The 16,146-nt window shown below is 50.4% G+C and carries 9 protein-coding genes; all 9 read right to left on the minus strand.

Going from position 1 to position 16,146, the window contains the following annotated elements; genetic code table 11:
* Positions 1-37 precede the first annotated feature (37 nt).
* Entirely contained in the window at positions 38-1,102 is a 1,065-nt protein-coding gene (locus GmarT_RS11665; RefSeq protein ID WP_149302736.1) for a hypothetical protein, read from the minus strand.
* Positions 1,102-3,441 (minus strand): glutamine amidotransferase, encoded by a 2,340-nt coding sequence (locus tag GmarT_RS11670; RefSeq protein ID WP_002648329.1) that lies wholly within the window; start codon positions 3,439-3,441, stop codon positions 1,102-1,104. Before GmarT_RS11670 ends, GmarT_RS11665 begins: the two co-directional genes overlap by 1 nt.
* The gene (locus GmarT_RS11675; RefSeq protein WP_002648328.1) at positions 3,438-7,187 is read right to left on the minus strand and encodes a hypothetical protein; all 3,750 of its coding nucleotides are present in this window, start codon (positions 7,185-7,187) and stop codon (positions 3,438-3,440) included. Before GmarT_RS11675 ends, GmarT_RS11670 begins: the two co-directional genes overlap by 4 nt.
* A gap of 2 nt (positions 7,188-7,189) precedes the next feature.
* Positions 7,190-9,298: a BatA domain-containing protein gene (locus tag GmarT_RS11680; protein ID WP_002648327.1), complete on the minus strand. Its 2,109-nt coding sequence runs from the start codon at positions 9,296-9,298 to the stop codon at positions 7,190-7,192.
* Between the two features lie 28 nt (positions 9,299-9,326).
* Positions 9,327-10,259 carry a DUF58 domain-containing protein gene (locus tag GmarT_RS11685; protein WP_002648326.1) on the minus strand — a complete coding sequence of 311 codons (933 nt, stop codon included), beginning with the start codon at positions 10,257-10,259 and terminating at the stop codon, positions 9,327-9,329.
* A complete protein-coding gene (locus tag GmarT_RS11690) occupies positions 10,256-11,281 on the minus strand; it encodes an AAA family ATPase (protein ID WP_002648324.1) in 1,026 nt (341 codons plus the stop codon). Before GmarT_RS11690 ends, GmarT_RS11685 begins: the two co-directional genes overlap by 4 nt.
* 45 nt (positions 11,282-11,326) lie before the next feature.
* Entirely contained in the window at positions 11,327-12,133 is an 807-nt protein-coding gene (locus GmarT_RS11695; RefSeq protein ID WP_002648323.1) for a DUF4159 domain-containing protein, read from the minus strand.
* A 51-nt stretch (positions 12,134-12,184) separates the two neighbouring features.
* Positions 12,185-14,788 carry a tetratricopeptide repeat protein gene (locus GmarT_RS11700; RefSeq protein ID WP_002648322.1) on the minus strand — a complete coding sequence of 868 codons (2,604 nt, stop codon included), beginning with the start codon at positions 14,786-14,788 and terminating at the stop codon, positions 12,185-12,187.
* A gap of 373 nt (positions 14,789-15,161) precedes the next feature.
* A complete protein-coding gene (locus tag GmarT_RS11705) occupies positions 15,162-16,142 on the minus strand; it encodes a DUF1559 domain-containing protein (protein WP_002648321.1) in 981 nt (326 codons plus the stop codon).
* Positions 16,143-16,146 lie beyond the last annotated feature (4 nt).

A 16,146-nucleotide genomic window follows, 5' to 3' on the forward strand; every position in this document is an offset into this window, starting at 1 on the left:
CAGCGATTCATTCAAAATGAATACGCAAAGAGACCAGTTATTGACTGGTCTTTTTTGCATTGGCAGGGACGACTTGTGAATCGTAAATGATCCGCTTTTCTTTTTGATCAAGACTGCGATACACGTTTGCCAGTTCAACCATCAGGGGTTCCAGCTGTGTGTAATATTCATCCAGGTTGGCAAATGAAGCTTTGCGTTGTTTCAGCTCCAGAATTTTGATTTCCAGTTCATCCCTGAGTTGCTTCTGTTCGCCAGAGACAAGTCTCAAACGCTGAGTGGTAGACAGAATGAATTGATGCGCGCGAAATCCATCCGGTAGCGATGCTGTCGTTGTTACTGATCCGGGAGTCTGATGTAAGCCCTGAAATTGATCTCCGCGTGTTCCCTGCTGGTCCGCGTTGTCATCCAGCAGGGAATGTTCCGTCGCCAGTTCCCCTTTCTCCAGATAGTATTCAGAGGTCTGCCGACTGGCAGCCAGGTACGCTTCCAGCAGTGAAATCTGTCCATCGTGATCCAGGTCCGACAGTTTGTCACTGGCGGCCTGGGACAGAAAATTACCGAAGTGTGAGAAATAGAATTCATGACCTGTTTTGGTCGCTGTGATCACAACGCGGTTTTTCGCAGAGAGTGTCTCCAGAAAGGGAGCGCTCGACGAAAAGCAGTTAATCACCGCCAGTGGATGTTGAATGGCGTGACAGGATTGGTTTAAAGCGTCTGCAGTGAGATCCGGGCCGCGCAGATTGAAGCGGGCGGTTTTGCCGTCAAAGGTTCCATGTCCAATCAGAATCAGCCAGGTTGCCGTATAATCTGTCTGCTGGTGGAGTTCATGCAGTACCAGCTCCAGATCGCTATGACGTGCATCTACGCTGTCACCGATCAATGTCAGGGCAACCTGTTTGTCAGCTGCCAGTTGCTGCCAGCGCCTGGACCAGTCTGCAAACTGTTGACCGTATTCGGAAGTTCCTTCGGCTCCCAGCACAACGATCATTCGTTCGGTCTTTTCAGCGGAACCTGATGGATCGGCCAAAGTGGTCTGGCAGTGTAACAGCAGACTGAGACAGATGACTCCCGTCAGAAAACGATATGGTTTCTCAAGATGCATCAGGGCAATCCTTTCCAGCGTCGCAATGACCATTCTCCAAACAGGCATCCCAGAACGAGCAGCAGTACCCAGGGATGATGCCAGAGTGGAGAGATTGATTCTTCAGTAACCGGAATTTCGCGTTGATCGATTGAACGGACAAAACGTGACAGTTGAGCAGCAGGAATGACTTCTCCGTTTGATTCTGTCGCCAGTTGTTTTAACAGGGAGAGATCCGGGTTCACCGATCGGAACTCGACAGTTTCAGGCGCATGAACCCAACCTCCTTTTGTCGTACTGGTTTTTGAATCCGGTGTGGTAACGCGCGCCGTAATGGAATAGCCGCCAGGTAAATCAGGCAGGTAAACAGACTGATATTCGCCCGGCTGATCTGCCACTGGATCTGCATTCAATTTGAGCGTTTCCTGATTCGGTGTGGTGACTTCCAGTTCGACCTGGTAGTCACTTCGTTTCTGAAAATCCTCATCGCGGACATGGACTTTGATTCGAGTGCCAGCTGATCCTGCCGCGACTTCTTCAATTTGCAGATTCACCGGTTCCAGCGCATCGGTGGTCATCCACCGTAATAACTGTCGCCAGGCTTTATTCAACTGTGGATCAGTTGAGTCTTCTTTTAATCGCCAGCGCCATAAGTCGCCAATCATGACTGCCGAGACTCGTCCCAGGCCGTACCGTTGACTGGCGAGAGCAGGATGTCGAGATTGTTGTGATCCTTTGAGTTCTGCAGTCAAAACCGCACCCGGTTTTATGGAATCCACATGATTGACCGTTTTAAACGCAGGCATATCGGCGAGCCGCTTGTGTTCATCCTGTTCATTTTTATGATGGCGCATCCAGGGCTGCAGCCAGCCATCGCGGGTCAAGTCAAACTGGTAATCGCTTTCAATCTCTGAATCGGTTCTCTGAGAAAAATAGATGGGTAACAGCTGTTTGAAATCTGTTTTGTCGTATCCTCCCTGCTGGAATGACTCCTGGCCTCCCAGCATGACCAGGCCTCCCCCCCGTTCAGACACAAAGCGAGTGATCAATTCCAGCTGGTCATGGGTAAAAAAAGCAGCTTCCAGATCATCGATGATAATGGTCTCATATTGAAACAGTTCTGCTTCGGTTTTAGGGAATCCGTCGCTTAACTCATCCGGTGACTGGGTATTGATGCGTACGAAAACAGGCTGGTCATATCGTTCCAGGTCAGATTCATTCTGCTGGTCGAATCCGCGGTAGAGCGCATTTCCCTCTTCGCCTTCGCGACTGCGAAAATCGAATTTCGCTTCTTTTTTTGCAATTCGGATCAACCCCACGAGGTGAATGTACTCATCATCTTCAATCGCGCGACGCAGAAACTTGAATTCCCAGTTAGGACGACCCGAGACATAAAGCACGCGATGCGCGGTTCGACCACGGTCCAGTTTTAGTGTGCGCTGGTTATTGGCCAGCGTCAGTTCCTGGTTTGCGTTCGAAATCAGTCTGGTTTTGACCTGGTAAAAAGCAATCCCCGGTTGGTCCGGCCGCACCTGAAACCGGACTTGCAACTGTTGATCGGGAGTCTCGATTTGACGAGTGACTGTTTCTACAACTTTCCCGGTCTGATCCAGCAGTTGTGTTTCGACCTGGCTCTGCTGACAGTGTGTCGCGGAGAGGTCTGCCAGAATACGAATCGGGGCGTCTTCAAAGGGGGAATAACTGACCGACGTGTTCGTGATTGCCAGATCGGTAGAAGGAGTCTCGCTGCCGATGGGAACCGGATACACGGGCACGCTTTGTTGCAGCTGGCTGATTTCCCCGGCGGAGATGCCGTCGCTCATCAGGAGGATACCTGCTAAAGGCAGCTTCTGATAACGCTGATTCAATTCATTGATACTGGAAATGAGATTACTTTGTTTGCCAGTGAACGTCAGATGCTGTAAATCGGCTTTTGCATGGGCGCGCGAATCAACAGAGTAGAGCCGAACGGAAAAGTTCTGATGCAGGTCAACCAGCCATTGAGGCTGAGATGACGTCTGATTCTTTGCTTCTCCTGCAAGCAGTTGCTGGACCTGCTGCAGGCGGGTTTGTCCTGTGTCAGGGTCTCTGATTTGCAGACTGGCGCTGTCGTCTACCAGGACAGCGAACAGATTGGTACCGGGTTGAATTCGTGTGCCACTCCATAAGGGTTCAGTCAATGCGATGGAGAGAATGGCAATCGCAGACAGTTTCAGGCATAACGCTGCTCCTGACAGTGACTGTTTTAAAGTCAGCGAACGATAAGCGTAGATTAATAATGCGAATGCTCCCGCGATGAGCGTCAGAGAGATGGCAAACCATCCCGGTGCACCAAATTGAAGCTGTGCCAGATGCATCATTTTCCATTTCCTAGTTCTTCATAGTAACGACGGACCAGGTCTGAGTATTTTTCCGGAACCGGATCGCGGTCAATCGGTGCCAGCGATGTTTCCTCGCCTCGTTTACTGATTTCATTGGAGAGAATGTTTTGTAGTTCAACCAGCGGTTCCAGGATTTGTGCATTGACCAGGTCTCCCTGAGGTGCTTTGGAATGACGTTTAAAATCCGCACGCATGCTCTGGGCACGTTCACGGATCTGAGCGACTTTGCTGCGTAGTTCCGGATCCCCCACCATCTCTTCGACATCCCGCATCCGATCTGACCATTCCCGGAACTGATTCCCGGTCAGTGGTCCTAAAGCAGGACTGCCAGGTCCCCCCTGGCCTCCTGCAGAACTGGTTTGCCCCGAACTGCGGGACCCTTTCAATGATTTGGGAGCCAGTGATTGGGGTGCAGGTGTTCCATTTTGGGGTTGTCTTGACTGTCCAGACCCGGAGCCTGACTGCGCCGAAGCGAGTTGGACGGGAGAATTTTTCTGGCCTGTACCCTGTCCGGGAGAAGAGCCGGGAGAAGATGCAGGTGAAGACCCGGGAGAGCCAGGTTTTCCAGGCTGATTGGATTTCGAATCCGAAGACGGAGTTGGTCCTGATGATTTCTGGCCTGGCTGATTTTTTCCGGAAGCAGGTTTGCTCCCGCTTGGCTGAGTGGATGGTTGCTGATTTCCCGGTTTCCGGGCGTTTTCTGCAGGTGTGGACGCGGCACGTTTTGGCGATTTTCCAGGATCTGCCTGGTTGGTATTTGCTGCCAGGCTTTCTTCCTGTTTCAGTTCGGATGTCAGCGATTTGAGTTCCTGTCGGGCTTTCTTGAGTGCTTCCAGGTCATTTCCCAGCACGCTCTCGGCGGCCATTTGAATCCCCTGCTTCATGGTGTCGATCCCCGCTGCTGCCCGTTGCTCTGCTTCCTGAGCACGTTGGTTATCACCATCATTCAGAAACTCGGCTGCATTCTGTAATGCATCCTCTGGTCGAAACGGGCGGGTTTTACGAATCGCGTCGTACAGGTGTTTCGACAGCAGCGGTTCCGATTTCTCAGATTCCTGAACGACCTGCTTCATTTGCTCCATCAGATTTTTCAATCGGTCTTCCTGTTCCTGTAACTGGTTGGCCAGTTCCTGTTGTCCCTGATTTTTGCGGAGTGATTTTCGTTCCTGAGTTTGTGCCTGCTGTTGCTGCTTGTCTAATTGATTACTGATCTGCTTCTGTTTTTCGTCCAGTTGTTCTGCCTGTTGCTTCAGCCCGCGCATTGTATCTGCGAACTGGTTGGCAGTTTTTTTGCGAAAGTCATTTTTGAGCTGATCCAACTGCTGTTGCGCGCGGGTTCCGGAATTCAGCGCACGAGAAATTTGTCCCTCTTTCAGAGACTCAGAACTTTGCTGAAGATGATTTCGCGTCTGTTCCAGTTCACGCCGGGACTTCGTCGAAGAGGGTTGTTTTGACTGATCCATTCGCTGAGCGACTTCATCTGCTTTCCGGAGCAGTTCTCTCTGGCGCTCCCGTAATCGCTTCAGCTGGCGTTCGATTTCTTCGCGTTCCTGATCAGTTTTTGCAAATCGCTGTTTGTCTGCTAATGCTTTGAGTTGCTCGTTCAAATCTTTCTGGCGTTGCGCGAGCTCTCTCAGTCGATTGAGAATCTGCAGGGATTCACGATCCGGTTGTGCAGCCTGGGGGGTAGAAGCCTGGTTTTCTGTTTCATAGCGTTGTTTTTTATTCGTCAATTCCAGTTGCTGCAACTGATTCTGTGAACGGCTGCTGCCTCCTCCTTTACTGCCTCCGCCGTTTTTATTCTGCGAAACGCGGTGTTCACGAGCACGGAGTTTGAGCAATAACTGGTAACTGGCCTGTTCCCTGGAAAGGGCACTGGTAAGTGGTTCGCTCTTTGCTGCTTCCAGGGATGAATCGAGCAGAGCCACCGTTTCCTGCATTTTTGTTGTGATGGATTCGATGATCGCCTTGGATTTCTGTTCTTTTACCTTGGCAGCCAGTTCGAGGGTGGCCGTTACCAGAGCCTGCTGAGCCTGTTTGAGTGTACTGACATCTTCTTTGAAGTCTGCCGAGACAGTCGCTTTAATTTCGCGTCGTATGATTTTCCAGGTCGCATTGATGATCTGCTTCTGCTGCTCGGCCAGTTTTTCTGCCTGCTGTGCATTACCTCCACTCTTGCCACCTTTGGCTCCTCCGGCTGACTGTCCCTGCCGGAAGATCTCTTCGAAGTGACGAACTTCCATGAAGAACATGTCGCTCGAGATTCGACGGGGGCTGCCAGCTACTGACACATCTTCTGCAAACAGGTAATAAGAAATCAGAGTGTCAGGCTGCACCTGTAACTGTTCCAGCGATAACAGATGTTCCGCGGCGAATTCCAGATCATTCGGTTTGGAATTCTTAAGCTGTATTGTGTGGGCAGGCTGACCGGGTATGGAATATACAATTCCCACCTGTTGCAGGCCGTAATCATCTACGATCGTTCCCTGCACGAGTGCTTCCTCAAGCGGAGAGACGCGTGTGTCACGTCCCGGAAACGTGATTTTGATCTCAGGTGGCAGGTTTGGAATCACGACCAGATCAACAAAGGGGGGCGTTCGGTTTTCTCGCTGGTCGGCGTCGATCAGTTTCAGGTTCCAGGTCTGGTCAGACTCTGCTTTCAGAGTGAGTCGTGCAGACAGGCCGCCAGAATCGACGATCATTTCCAGCGGAGGCTGCCCGGTTGCCTCCAGCGCAGCAGTCACGACGGGTTTACTAAAAGTCGCTACGAGTTCCACCTTTGAGCCGATAATCGCGCTGATGCTCAGACTGTCTTCCACGTTTTGAATCGGCTGCCCTGTGTAGTCCGGTGGAGTGATTTTTGAATTCAGCTGGACCAGTTCAGGCAGGATATAGACTTCAACACGAAATGTTTCGGAAGTCCAGTCAGCTGTTTGAATCTGATACGTCAAACCTTCAGTTACAGCAGGTAATCGAGCAGCAAATACGGGGTCATCCAGATGTTTTGTCAGTGGCAGTTGTTGCGATTCCCCCGATGCGTTTTTGATGAATAGTTCAGCGGTGTCGGGAGTTTTACCCTTAAATCGTGCCGTGATCAGTAAGGGATGATGTTTCTCGACTTCCGTTGTACCGGGTTTGATTTCGACATCATAGATGTTTCTGGCGGTCGCTACCGTTGATGGTCGACGGGGGGCAGACGGGGCTGCCTTTAAATACGACCAGCAACTCAGACAGCTGATAAACCAGGCTGTGAAGCACAGCAAGTGGGTGGTACTTTGCAGGATCAGCCGGCGGTTTGAGATCGACTGTCTCCAGTCATGCTGCCTGGCGTGAGTGAGAACCTGTTGAATCAGCCGATTCTGTAGAAATGTGGGAAGCGTTTCCTGAGTGTTTTTTTCCAGTTCCAAAGTGGCCAGCAGACTGGTATCCAGATCGGGGTAAGTGCGTTCAATCATCGTTGCGATGGCGTGCCGATTTGCCGGTGAGAAACGATTGCCTGGTCGATAGGCGAGGATTCCGACTGCCATCAGAACCGGTAGTCCCAGCATGACTCCCAGCAGGAGAACCTGGTCCTGTTTTGAGTCAACGGGATTCAGTATGGATAATGAAAGTAGTGTCAGGCCACAGGCAGCGAGCCAGAGTACAGTCAATCGTCTCAGTTTCACGCTGGTCTGGTAGCGAATAATGATCTGATTGAGTTGTTTAACGAGATCGGACAGGCCCATACTTACGCCTTTCGTGTCGCAGGTGTTTTGTCGGCAAACCATTTTGCCAGCAGTGTTTCCAGGCCCAGCAGCGCGAGAGCCCCTAGAATCAACCAGCGCCAGAGTTTCTGTTTTTGTTCCAGTTCACGAACCAGAGCCTGGCGTTGAATATCGGCTGAGTTCATTTCTTTCTCCGTCGCTTGATCTGTCTGAATCAATTTGACTCCCAGTGCTTCCAACTGCTCTACAGGCATTGGAGCAGTTTTACTTTCGTTGATATCCAGATTGACAGCGAACTGATGTGTCGTCTCTGAGCGATCTTCCGTGGTAATCTGATACAGACCGGGCTGAACTGTTTCCGAGAAATCCTGCACCCCGGCAACAAGTTGAATCTGAGGTTCTGAAGGGGTACTGATCTGAATTGTCTGAACTGGATCAGGTAATTTCACTTTCTGTCCGACCAGGAACTGTGTGCGTGATGCATCGAATTCTGTTTTGAGATTCAAAATCGCATTCATGATGGGAACAAACTTGGTCGAGAGAGCAAATTGGCTTTCCCGTGGCGTCCACCCAAAAGTGGAAACGATTAACCGCCCTGCACCGCGAGGAATACTGACCAGGGCAGGATCATTGTGATCAAAGCGTGCGAGAACCTGATGCGACAGGCTGTCTGGCAGGGAGAGTTTCTGATAGCGCCAGAATTTCAGCTTCGTGAAATCAGAATACTCCGGTGCCTGAAACATTTGAAACAGTTTATGCTCGAAATCAATGTTGGTGAGCAAGGCATAGCCGTTGACTTCAGCGGGCTCGATTTCAGTTGCCGTATCTTGCTCTTTTGAGAGTGATAGCAGCGACTTCAGAGAGTGTGTCGATGATTGATCGTTTAATGACAAAAGTGCGACACCTCCCTGCTTGAGAAATTCATCGACCTGCTGGATTTCACCCCCAGACAATTCTCGGCTGAGAATCATCAGGTCCATGTTTGCTGTGCCTACAAGTACTTGTGGTGAAGCAGGGTCCACTGTCAGGAATTCAATTTTTCGTTCCGGGGTGGAAGGGAACGCACGTTTTACAAAGTAATCGGGAGACTCAATCGAATTTTCTGCAGGAATACCATAATGGACGATCGTCCGGTTTTCTGTTTTGAGTGGTTGAAAATGAAGTGTGTTGTCAAAGGGATGATCATCGCCACTCAGTTTGATCAATGGCGTAGGGAGATTTGAATCCAGAGCAGGAAGACGCAGGACACGCGATTGTCCGCGCGGCACATAAATCTGCTGAGTGAGTTCAGGCTCACCCGGACGCCATACATAAGCGACGGAAAACTGTTCCTGCTTTGAGTCTGATGCATTCAGAATTCGCACTGTAGGTTGAGTCTTTTCGAACGCCAGTAGTTGCAGTCCGGCGTTACTGGTTTGAGGCGTCTGGAGGGGATGCAGACGAACCTGCAGGGATTCGGGCCAGGAGAAATCCGCTAAGGATGCAATTTGCGAACCCTCTTGAAAATCGGTGATCAGTTCTATCGTGCAGTTTTGCAGCGAGGTTCCTGTCGGATCTGAGATGGCCTGTTGCTGCAGGAGTGCAGCCAGTTCTATTAAAGCCAGGCCCAGATCAGTGGCGTGCCAGCCTGGCGACAGTCGTTGAATTCGTTCCCGGTGCAGTTCTGTTAACGGGAGCTCTGCAGTCTGCTGTGAGGTCTGTAGTGGTTTGATCGGGTGTAAACTGGTATCGAACGTGTAGATGGAAATCTTGTTTTGCGCGTTTTCTTTAAGAATCTGTTCTGCCGTCTGAATCGCCTGGTTCCAGAGTGATTCTCTGCGCATGCTGGAGCTGGTGTCAATCAGAAGAATTGTCTGTTTCGCTGGCTCGGCAGTAGTCAGCTCGAGATCGGAGTTCTTAAAAAAGGGACGGGCAAAGGCTGTTACCAGCAGAATGACGGCTAATGCGCGTAGTGAGAGCAGTAGCCAGTGTTCGATTTTGTTTCTGCGATTGGTCTGAGGCGGTTTGTGTTCGAGAAAACGGAGGGAGCTGAAGAACAGTACGTTCTTAGGCTGGTGTCTGACCAGGTGCAGAAGGATGGGAAGTCCAACAGCGATGATTCCAGCTAAATAGAGAGGCGTTAAAAAACTCAACTTGTATCCTTCCCTTGTTGGTTCGTTTTCACGCGGCGCGATCGGTCAGAAAATCGGAAAGTCCCACTTCGAGGGGCGTATCAGTAGTTAATTTGTGATAATGCACACCCTGTTTTCGACAGATGGTTTCAATTGAGTCCAGGTGTGCATTGAACTGTTCCAGGTATTGTTTCTGAGCCGCTTTGGGGTTCAGCGAGATCCGCTCTCCCGTTTCCAGATCTTCAAAAACTGCAGTTTCATGAAAATTCAGGTGTACCTCAGCCGGATCCAGAATCTGAAACAGAGCGACTTCATGCCCTTTTGCCCGTAAGTATCCCAGCTGAGTATTCAGCTCATCGACAGATGTCATCAGGTCGGAAATCAATACGACCAGCCCCCGTTTTTTGATTGTTTCCACGGCATGTTTGAGCGGAGAGATTAAGTTTGTATGAGAACCCTGCGGAGGACGTTCCAGTTCGATGAGGATGCGCCGGAGCTGCCCGCGTGTGAATCGTGCGGGCACGATGGAATCAACGTGTTCATGGAAGATGATCAACCCACTGGCGTCACGTTGTGTTGACAGGAAGTAGGCGAATGTTGCCACCAGTGTTTTGGCATAATCGGATTTGGAATATCCCAGGCTGTCGAACTGCATGGACGAGCTTAAATCGAGCAGCATGTGACAGCAGAGATTGGTCTCTTCTTCAAACCGCTTGATAAAATGCTGGTTAGAGCGGGCCGCCAGTTTCCAGTCGATGTGGCGGGGATCATCACCGGGCGTGTATTCCCGATATTCCGTGAACTCGACCGAAAATCCGTGATAGGGACTGCGATGCAGGCCTTTCCAGGTGCCCTCGACAACTGATTTGGCCCGCAGTTCCAGCGATTTAATTCGCATCAGGCAGGCAGGGTCAATCCGTTGTGAGATTAACTTCTGGCTCTGACTGGAGCGGGATGTCTGTTTGAAAGGGAGTGTGCTCATGCTTCGACGGGCCCTTTGATTGTCTCAATCAGTTGTTGTACGACGGATTCGACAGTAATGCCTTCGGCTTCGGCACGGTAATTGATCAGGATGCGATGCCGGAGAACGGGGGCCAGTAAGGCATGGATATCCTCAAGGATGACATGCACGCGTCCCCGCAGTACGGCCCGCGCTTTGGCGCCCAGGATCAGACTCTGAGCAGCCCGCAATCCGGCTCCCCAGTTGACCCATTCGTTGATGAAATCGGGGGTTGTTTCCTGCCTGGGCCGCGATGCCGCACAGAGTTGAACCGCGTAGCGTACGAGTTCCTCTGCCACGGGAACTTCGCGGACGAACTGATGAAACTGCTGGATATCACTGCCGGTAAACAGTGGCTGGATGGGTTCAGCATTGCGGGAAGTTGTCTGTGCTACCACTGCGACTTCATCATCTTCAGAGAGATAATCAATCACGAGGTTGAACATGAAGCGGTCCAGCTGTGCTTCCGGTAGTGGGTAGGTGCCTTCCATTTCAATCGGATTTTGAGTCGCCAGTACGAAGAAAGGTTTATCCAGTTCATACCTGATCCCAGTCACCGTGACTTGTTTTTCCTGCATGGCTTCCAGGAGGGCGGCCTGTGTTTTGGGAGGGGTGCGGTTGATCTCATCCGCCAGCAGAATGTTGGTGAAAACCGGTCCTTTGACAAATTTCATCGCCCGGTTTTCCTGTGAATCTCCCGAGAGGATTTCCGTACCGGTAATATCAGCGGGCATCAGATCCGGAGTAAATTGGATTCGTTGTGACTTCAGTTTGAAGACTTGTGCCAGGGAATTGACCAGGAGTGTTTTTGCCAGTCCGGGCGCACCGGTAATCAGACAGTGTCCGCCGGCAAATAACGCGATCAGGAGCTGATCAATGATTTCTTTCTGGCCGATGACTGCTTTTGTGATTTCCGAATCGATCTGCCGACGGCTGTTTTGCAGCAGTTCGAAGATACGTTCATCTTCACTGCGACTATCGGGTGAGACAACTTTAAGGTTCACGTTTCTGCTCCTGATAGAAAAACTAAAATTTCATGGGCGCTGAATTCAGTGTGTCATGGCGTAAAAAACAATATTAATTCCCAAAGGATATGCTTTCTTCTCGGAGAACTCCTGGAAGTACCATTTGTCTTCCCCTTCCCGTTCCCAACCATCACCCAGATCAGTATTGTGGCAGACAACGACAATCAGCCGCCCTGCGTCATCAAAGATTCCGCGGTAATGTACTTCTTTGGCATCTTCCCGTTCCCAGGTGATGCCTTCTGAACGGCCCCATTGTGCGACCCCGATACTGGGGACCTGGGGTTTTTCTTTCAGGTCGTAAACACAATGAAAGATGGGATGTTCCAGGGGGATGTCGATCAGTTCGCGTTCCGGAAAAACGCGTTTCATTTCCATCGCGAAGTTATCCCACTCCGCTTCTCCCCAGAAATCATCTACCATCATGAATCCGCCGTTCATCAGGTAGCGTCGCAGGCAGGTGACTTCCTCTTCAGTGAATTCCAGAGAGCCGGGTTCGATCATGTAAATGAAAGGGAAGTCAAACAGTTCTTTGTCGGTCAGTTCCAGAATGCGTCCTTCCGGATCGACTTTCATGGAGGTGAGCTGCTGCATTCGATAGGAAAAGTTTAAGTCGCTGTCCGGGTAATCGGTGGCCCAGCGGCGCCAGCCCTGGTGGGAGTTGTAGCGGACCCTGACGAAGGTGAAGACATCGTGCCTGAATTCCGGGTCGTTCTTCCACTCGGGAACACCATTGCGGTCCGCGGGGATGCTCCTGCGATACTGTCCAATGGAGATCGTAACGACAATCAGAGATGCGCAGATTACTGCCAGCGAAATCAATGATTTTTTCATGTCAGGCTCCTCCTGAGCCTTTTCAGTCCCTACATCAACCTGTGTATGACATTAAGGTGTGTTTGCAGTTAATTCGAGCAATAGTTGGTGAGCGGCCCTGAATCGAGGGGCCTGTTCGAGCGCGATGAGTGTGTGTCGTTTTGCTTTCTGTTTGTGAGTATCCTGTAGCAAACGGGCGAGCTGATAGTGAGTTTCTGCAGGGTTATGTGGTTCTAATGCAAGAATCGCCTGATACGCGGCGACTGCTTCTGGATCACGATTTAACTGAATGCAGGCATTTGCCAGCAGCAGCTGTGTTTCCTGATCAAGTGGATTAACTGCATTAGCAGCCTGGCAGGCCTGATAAACGGATTCCCAGTTTTCCTGTTGCTTGTAGAGGATCGCCAGACGTTGAAATACTGGCAGTGCATTTGGATTCCATGTTGCATGCTGTTCCAGATATGATAGTTCCAGATCGAAGCGTTCCTGTTTCTGGTAAAGGGCTGCCAGTCGCAGACAGGCATTGTCTGCACCTGCGTATTGGGGATACAGTTCAACCAGTTTTTTTAAAGTGGTTTCCAGTTCCGCGGTTCGATTTTCCTCTTCCAGAATCCGGGCGTAAGCCATCAGTCCCTGAAAATGATGGGGATGTTTACGGATCCAGTCGTCAAACCGCTTGGTATCATCGCTGGTCAGTGCAGTCAGATCCTGTTCTGACCAGTCAACCGAAGGGGCAAAATTCTCGGCTTCTGTTTTCATGTATGTAGCGAAATCCAGTTCCAGTTCGCCCAGTGTTTTTGTTCGACGTTCAATGGCGACATTAACCGGGATCCCGATTCGCAGATCATTCAGGATCAATTTTATCGCTTCAAAACCGAATTCATTGATCAGGTACTCCACGACCATGGATGACTGGTAGTAGGCGAACTGGATGTGCAGACTGCTTTTGGGATTCAGGAAGGCACTACTCAACTCACTGATCGGTGTCGTTTCCCCTTTGAGAATCATGTCCCGGTACTGGGGAATCATCGTTTCACCCCAGTGTGGGTTTTTCTGACGTTCTTCATAGACAGATAAACCTTCACTGATCCAGCGGGGCATTTTGTTTTTTGTGAGTTCCAGGGTGACCACATGGCAGAATTCATGCCACAACACGGACTGCCAGTTGGTGGGATGTTCCGCCTGAGAAGCCGGGCTGTTAGCGGTGATGACTTTTCCGAAACAGACGCCCAGGTATCCGGAGACGGCAGGCATCCCGAATGTACGGACAGCAAAGTCATCCGGATTGGGAAAAATTTCCACCGTGATTTTCTGATTGAGTTCCAGTTCATATTTTTTGCATAGAACCTGTTTCGCTTCGTGCAGAAGATTGAGGACTTCCTGGCCGTAAACTTCCGCTTCGCGGGTTTCCATGCGTACGATGAAGGTGTCATCTTCCAGTGTTTTGAAACTGGCCAGCTGATCTTTGAGTTCCAGCAGATTGAATATGGTTGTATCGTACCCGTCCTGCTGGTGAGCCTGCATGGCGTGTTCCCAGCCACTTACTTCACGACCCAGACGCAATTCATCTTGAGCCAGTTGAATGCGGGCTGGAATGAAATTTGAATCTTTCTGCAGTGCCTGTCGCTGGTAAGCAGCGCCTTCGGCAAAACGATAGTGTTCAGACAGAGCTTTACCAATCTGGTAGTCTACCTGTGGATTCTGGTCATGGTGACTGAGTGCCTGCCAGTAAAAGGCTGTTTCATCATGTGGCCGATGCTCAAAGTGGGCGATGACAGCGAGGCAGGACCATGCTTCGGCCTGGTGAGGATTAATATCAAGTACCACCTCCAGGCGTTGTTGTGCCTCTGAGTACTGTTCGGAATGAAGGCAGCGATAGATCTGTTCCAGGTGCACCGGGATGTAGTGAGGGTTAATACTCAATACCTGTGACATCAGCTTTTCAGAACGCTCTGGATTGCCGGTTTGCAGAGCTTTAGCCAACCCAAACAGCAGATCAGTATCCTCGGGGATTATTTTAATCGCTGCTTCAAAGATTTCCTGTGCCAGAATGAAGTCACGTTTGGATAAAGCCAGATTTCCGCTGGCAAGGTAAGCGTCTTTCTGCTTGGGGTATTCCCTGATGGCGCGGTCATAAAATGACTCCAGTACCAGCGCAGGATCTGCTTTTTTCAGGAGGGAAGCCTGTCCTAAGGCAATCAGACTGCTGGCATCGGTATAACGCCAGGCAGAGCGGCTGGCCAGTTCGTGAATGCTGTTGAGGAATTCTTCGGCTGCTTGATGCTCATTATTGAGCTGATAAATTTCATACGCTTTGAGGCGAAGCGGCAGGCTCCAGGAGTAGCGTTTGAGTCCCGCGTCGATTGTCTGTTGCGCTTCTGCATATTGACCGACGGCCAGTTCCGCTTTTGCTTTCAACAATGGCCATTCGGAACCATACGTTTTTTTCAGTATTGCCGCTTCCGTTTTTTTAATACAGGTCTGATATTGACCGGAATTCAGGAGCTGCTCACATACTTCCTGCTCATTGGCGTAAAGGGAAGTCTGGCTGAAAAGAGGGAGAATCAGGAAGGCGAAGAGGGAGAGAGTGCGATTCACAAGCTTTTTGTGAAAGAGCCGTTTAAGACAGGCGGCTGAAAGTTCAAGTTCGAACTCGAATCGATGCACTCTTTGCATATGCGCCCTTCCCTGGGAAAGTCCAATGCACGAAACGAATTTCGTGATCATTGAGATACCATACTTCAGAGTCGGATCCAAAACGGCTTCATATCCGAAACACCGAAGGAAGTTACTTCTGACTCGAGCAGCGCTGGAAGTAGATCATAAGTTGGAGAGCCAACGGAGAACCATATCTGAAAATTGCAAATTGTGCAATAAGAATTTTACCGGGGAGGGATATTTGACAATTTTTCCCAGAGCGTCAGAGTGTTTAGCGCATAAAAAAACAGGCAGTCCACTCTACTGTTTCGAAGTAAAGTGGCTGCCTGTTTAGCAGAGTTCAGTTCTGTTGAATAATCACAGAAACTGTGTTTGGCAAATCAAACTGACTTTAGAATTCGCCCAGAACCTGACCATCATTGATGATGGCAAGTTTCTGGTAGGTACCCATGGCAGCAGCACCTGCTGTGGAATTGTAGTCAGCTGAATTGATGTTCTCGCTGATGAATCGGACGGTACCATCACCCAGCAGGAAGTGACATCCACCTACGTGCTGGCTGCTGAAACCACGATGGGGAGCAGAACCGCTAGTTTTCTGATTGATGTTTGTCGCTTGGGAAACAACACCAGTTGTATCCTGTTCCAGGCCACCGACGGTGCTGGTGATACCAGTAGTGCCTGCTGCGTTGTAACGTCCGCCCGCCCAGATGGCAGCAGATGGCTGTGTAATTGTGCTGCCAGTCTGCTGGAAGGCACGTTCGCCGACCAGAATGGTGTTGGATGTTCCGTCTGTGAAATCACGGAAACGAACACTGCTTCGGGGGTAGAAGGAACCTTTGTACTGATAGGTATTGACGGGGGTACCAGTCAGGTCAGAAATGTGTCCTGAGACAGCGGGGTAGCTCAGAGCACCATAACCGCTTGTGCCATCGGTACGCAGGTTGTTAACCACAGGTACGATTGATGAAGGGCAGCGATATACGGGAATCGCAGTCTGCAGAGCATTCGCGGTAGACCCATAGGTGGCGTTTGCCAGTGGCATCAGTAATCCACCATTGGGGTTGATTGTGTTGTAGAGCGGTGCTTGATCAACGAAAGGCAGCAGGAATGTCGACCAGGCCCAGTTGTAGTCAGTTGAAGAACTGGCAGCGTTTACATTACCAAGTGGGAAAACTCTGTGGGTATCAGCGTAGTTGTGAATGGCGATACCAATTTGCTTGAGGCTGTTTTTGCAGGTAGAGCGTCGAGCAGCTTCACGTGCCTGTTGAACAGCGGGAAGGAGTAACGCAATCAGGATCGCAATGATTGCAATTACCACAAGTAGTTCGATCAGTGTGAACCCACGCTTGGGGGTTCCGAAACATCTCTTCATCTTA

Origin of the sequence: Gimesia maris, from assembly GCF_008298035.1 — a bacterium.
Taxonomy (GTDB): Bacteria; Planctomycetota; Planctomycetia; order Planctomycetales; family Planctomycetaceae; genus Gimesia; species Gimesia maris.

Excerpts from the sequence above, each read along its gene's own strand:
- GmarT_RS11665 (WP_149302736.1), bottom strand. The coding sequence starts at position 1,102 with ATGCATCTTGAGAAACCATATCGTTTTCTGACGGGAGTCATCTGTCTC.
- GmarT_RS11670 (WP_002648329.1), bottom strand. The coding sequence starts at position 3,441 with ATGATGCATCTGGCACAGCTTCAATTTGGTGCACCGGGATGGTTTGCC.
- GmarT_RS11675 (WP_002648328.1), bottom strand. The coding sequence starts at position 7,187 with ATGGGCCTGTCCGATCTCGTTAAACAACTCAATCAGATCATTATTCGC.
- GmarT_RS11685 (WP_002648326.1), bottom strand. The coding sequence starts at position 10,259 with ATGAGCACACTCCCTTTCAAACAGACATCCCGCTCCAGTCAGAGCCAG.
- GmarT_RS11695 (WP_002648323.1), bottom strand. The coding sequence starts at position 12,133 with ATGAAAAAATCATTGATTTCGCTGGCAGTAATCTGCGCATCTCTGATT.
- GmarT_RS11700 (WP_002648322.1), bottom strand. The coding sequence starts at position 14,788 with ATGCAAAGAGTGCATCGATTCGAGTTCGAACTTGAACTTTCAGCCGCC.
- GmarT_RS11705 (WP_002648321.1), bottom strand. The coding sequence starts at position 16,142 with ATGAAGAGATGTTTCGGAACCCCCAAGCGTGGGTTCACACTGATCGAA.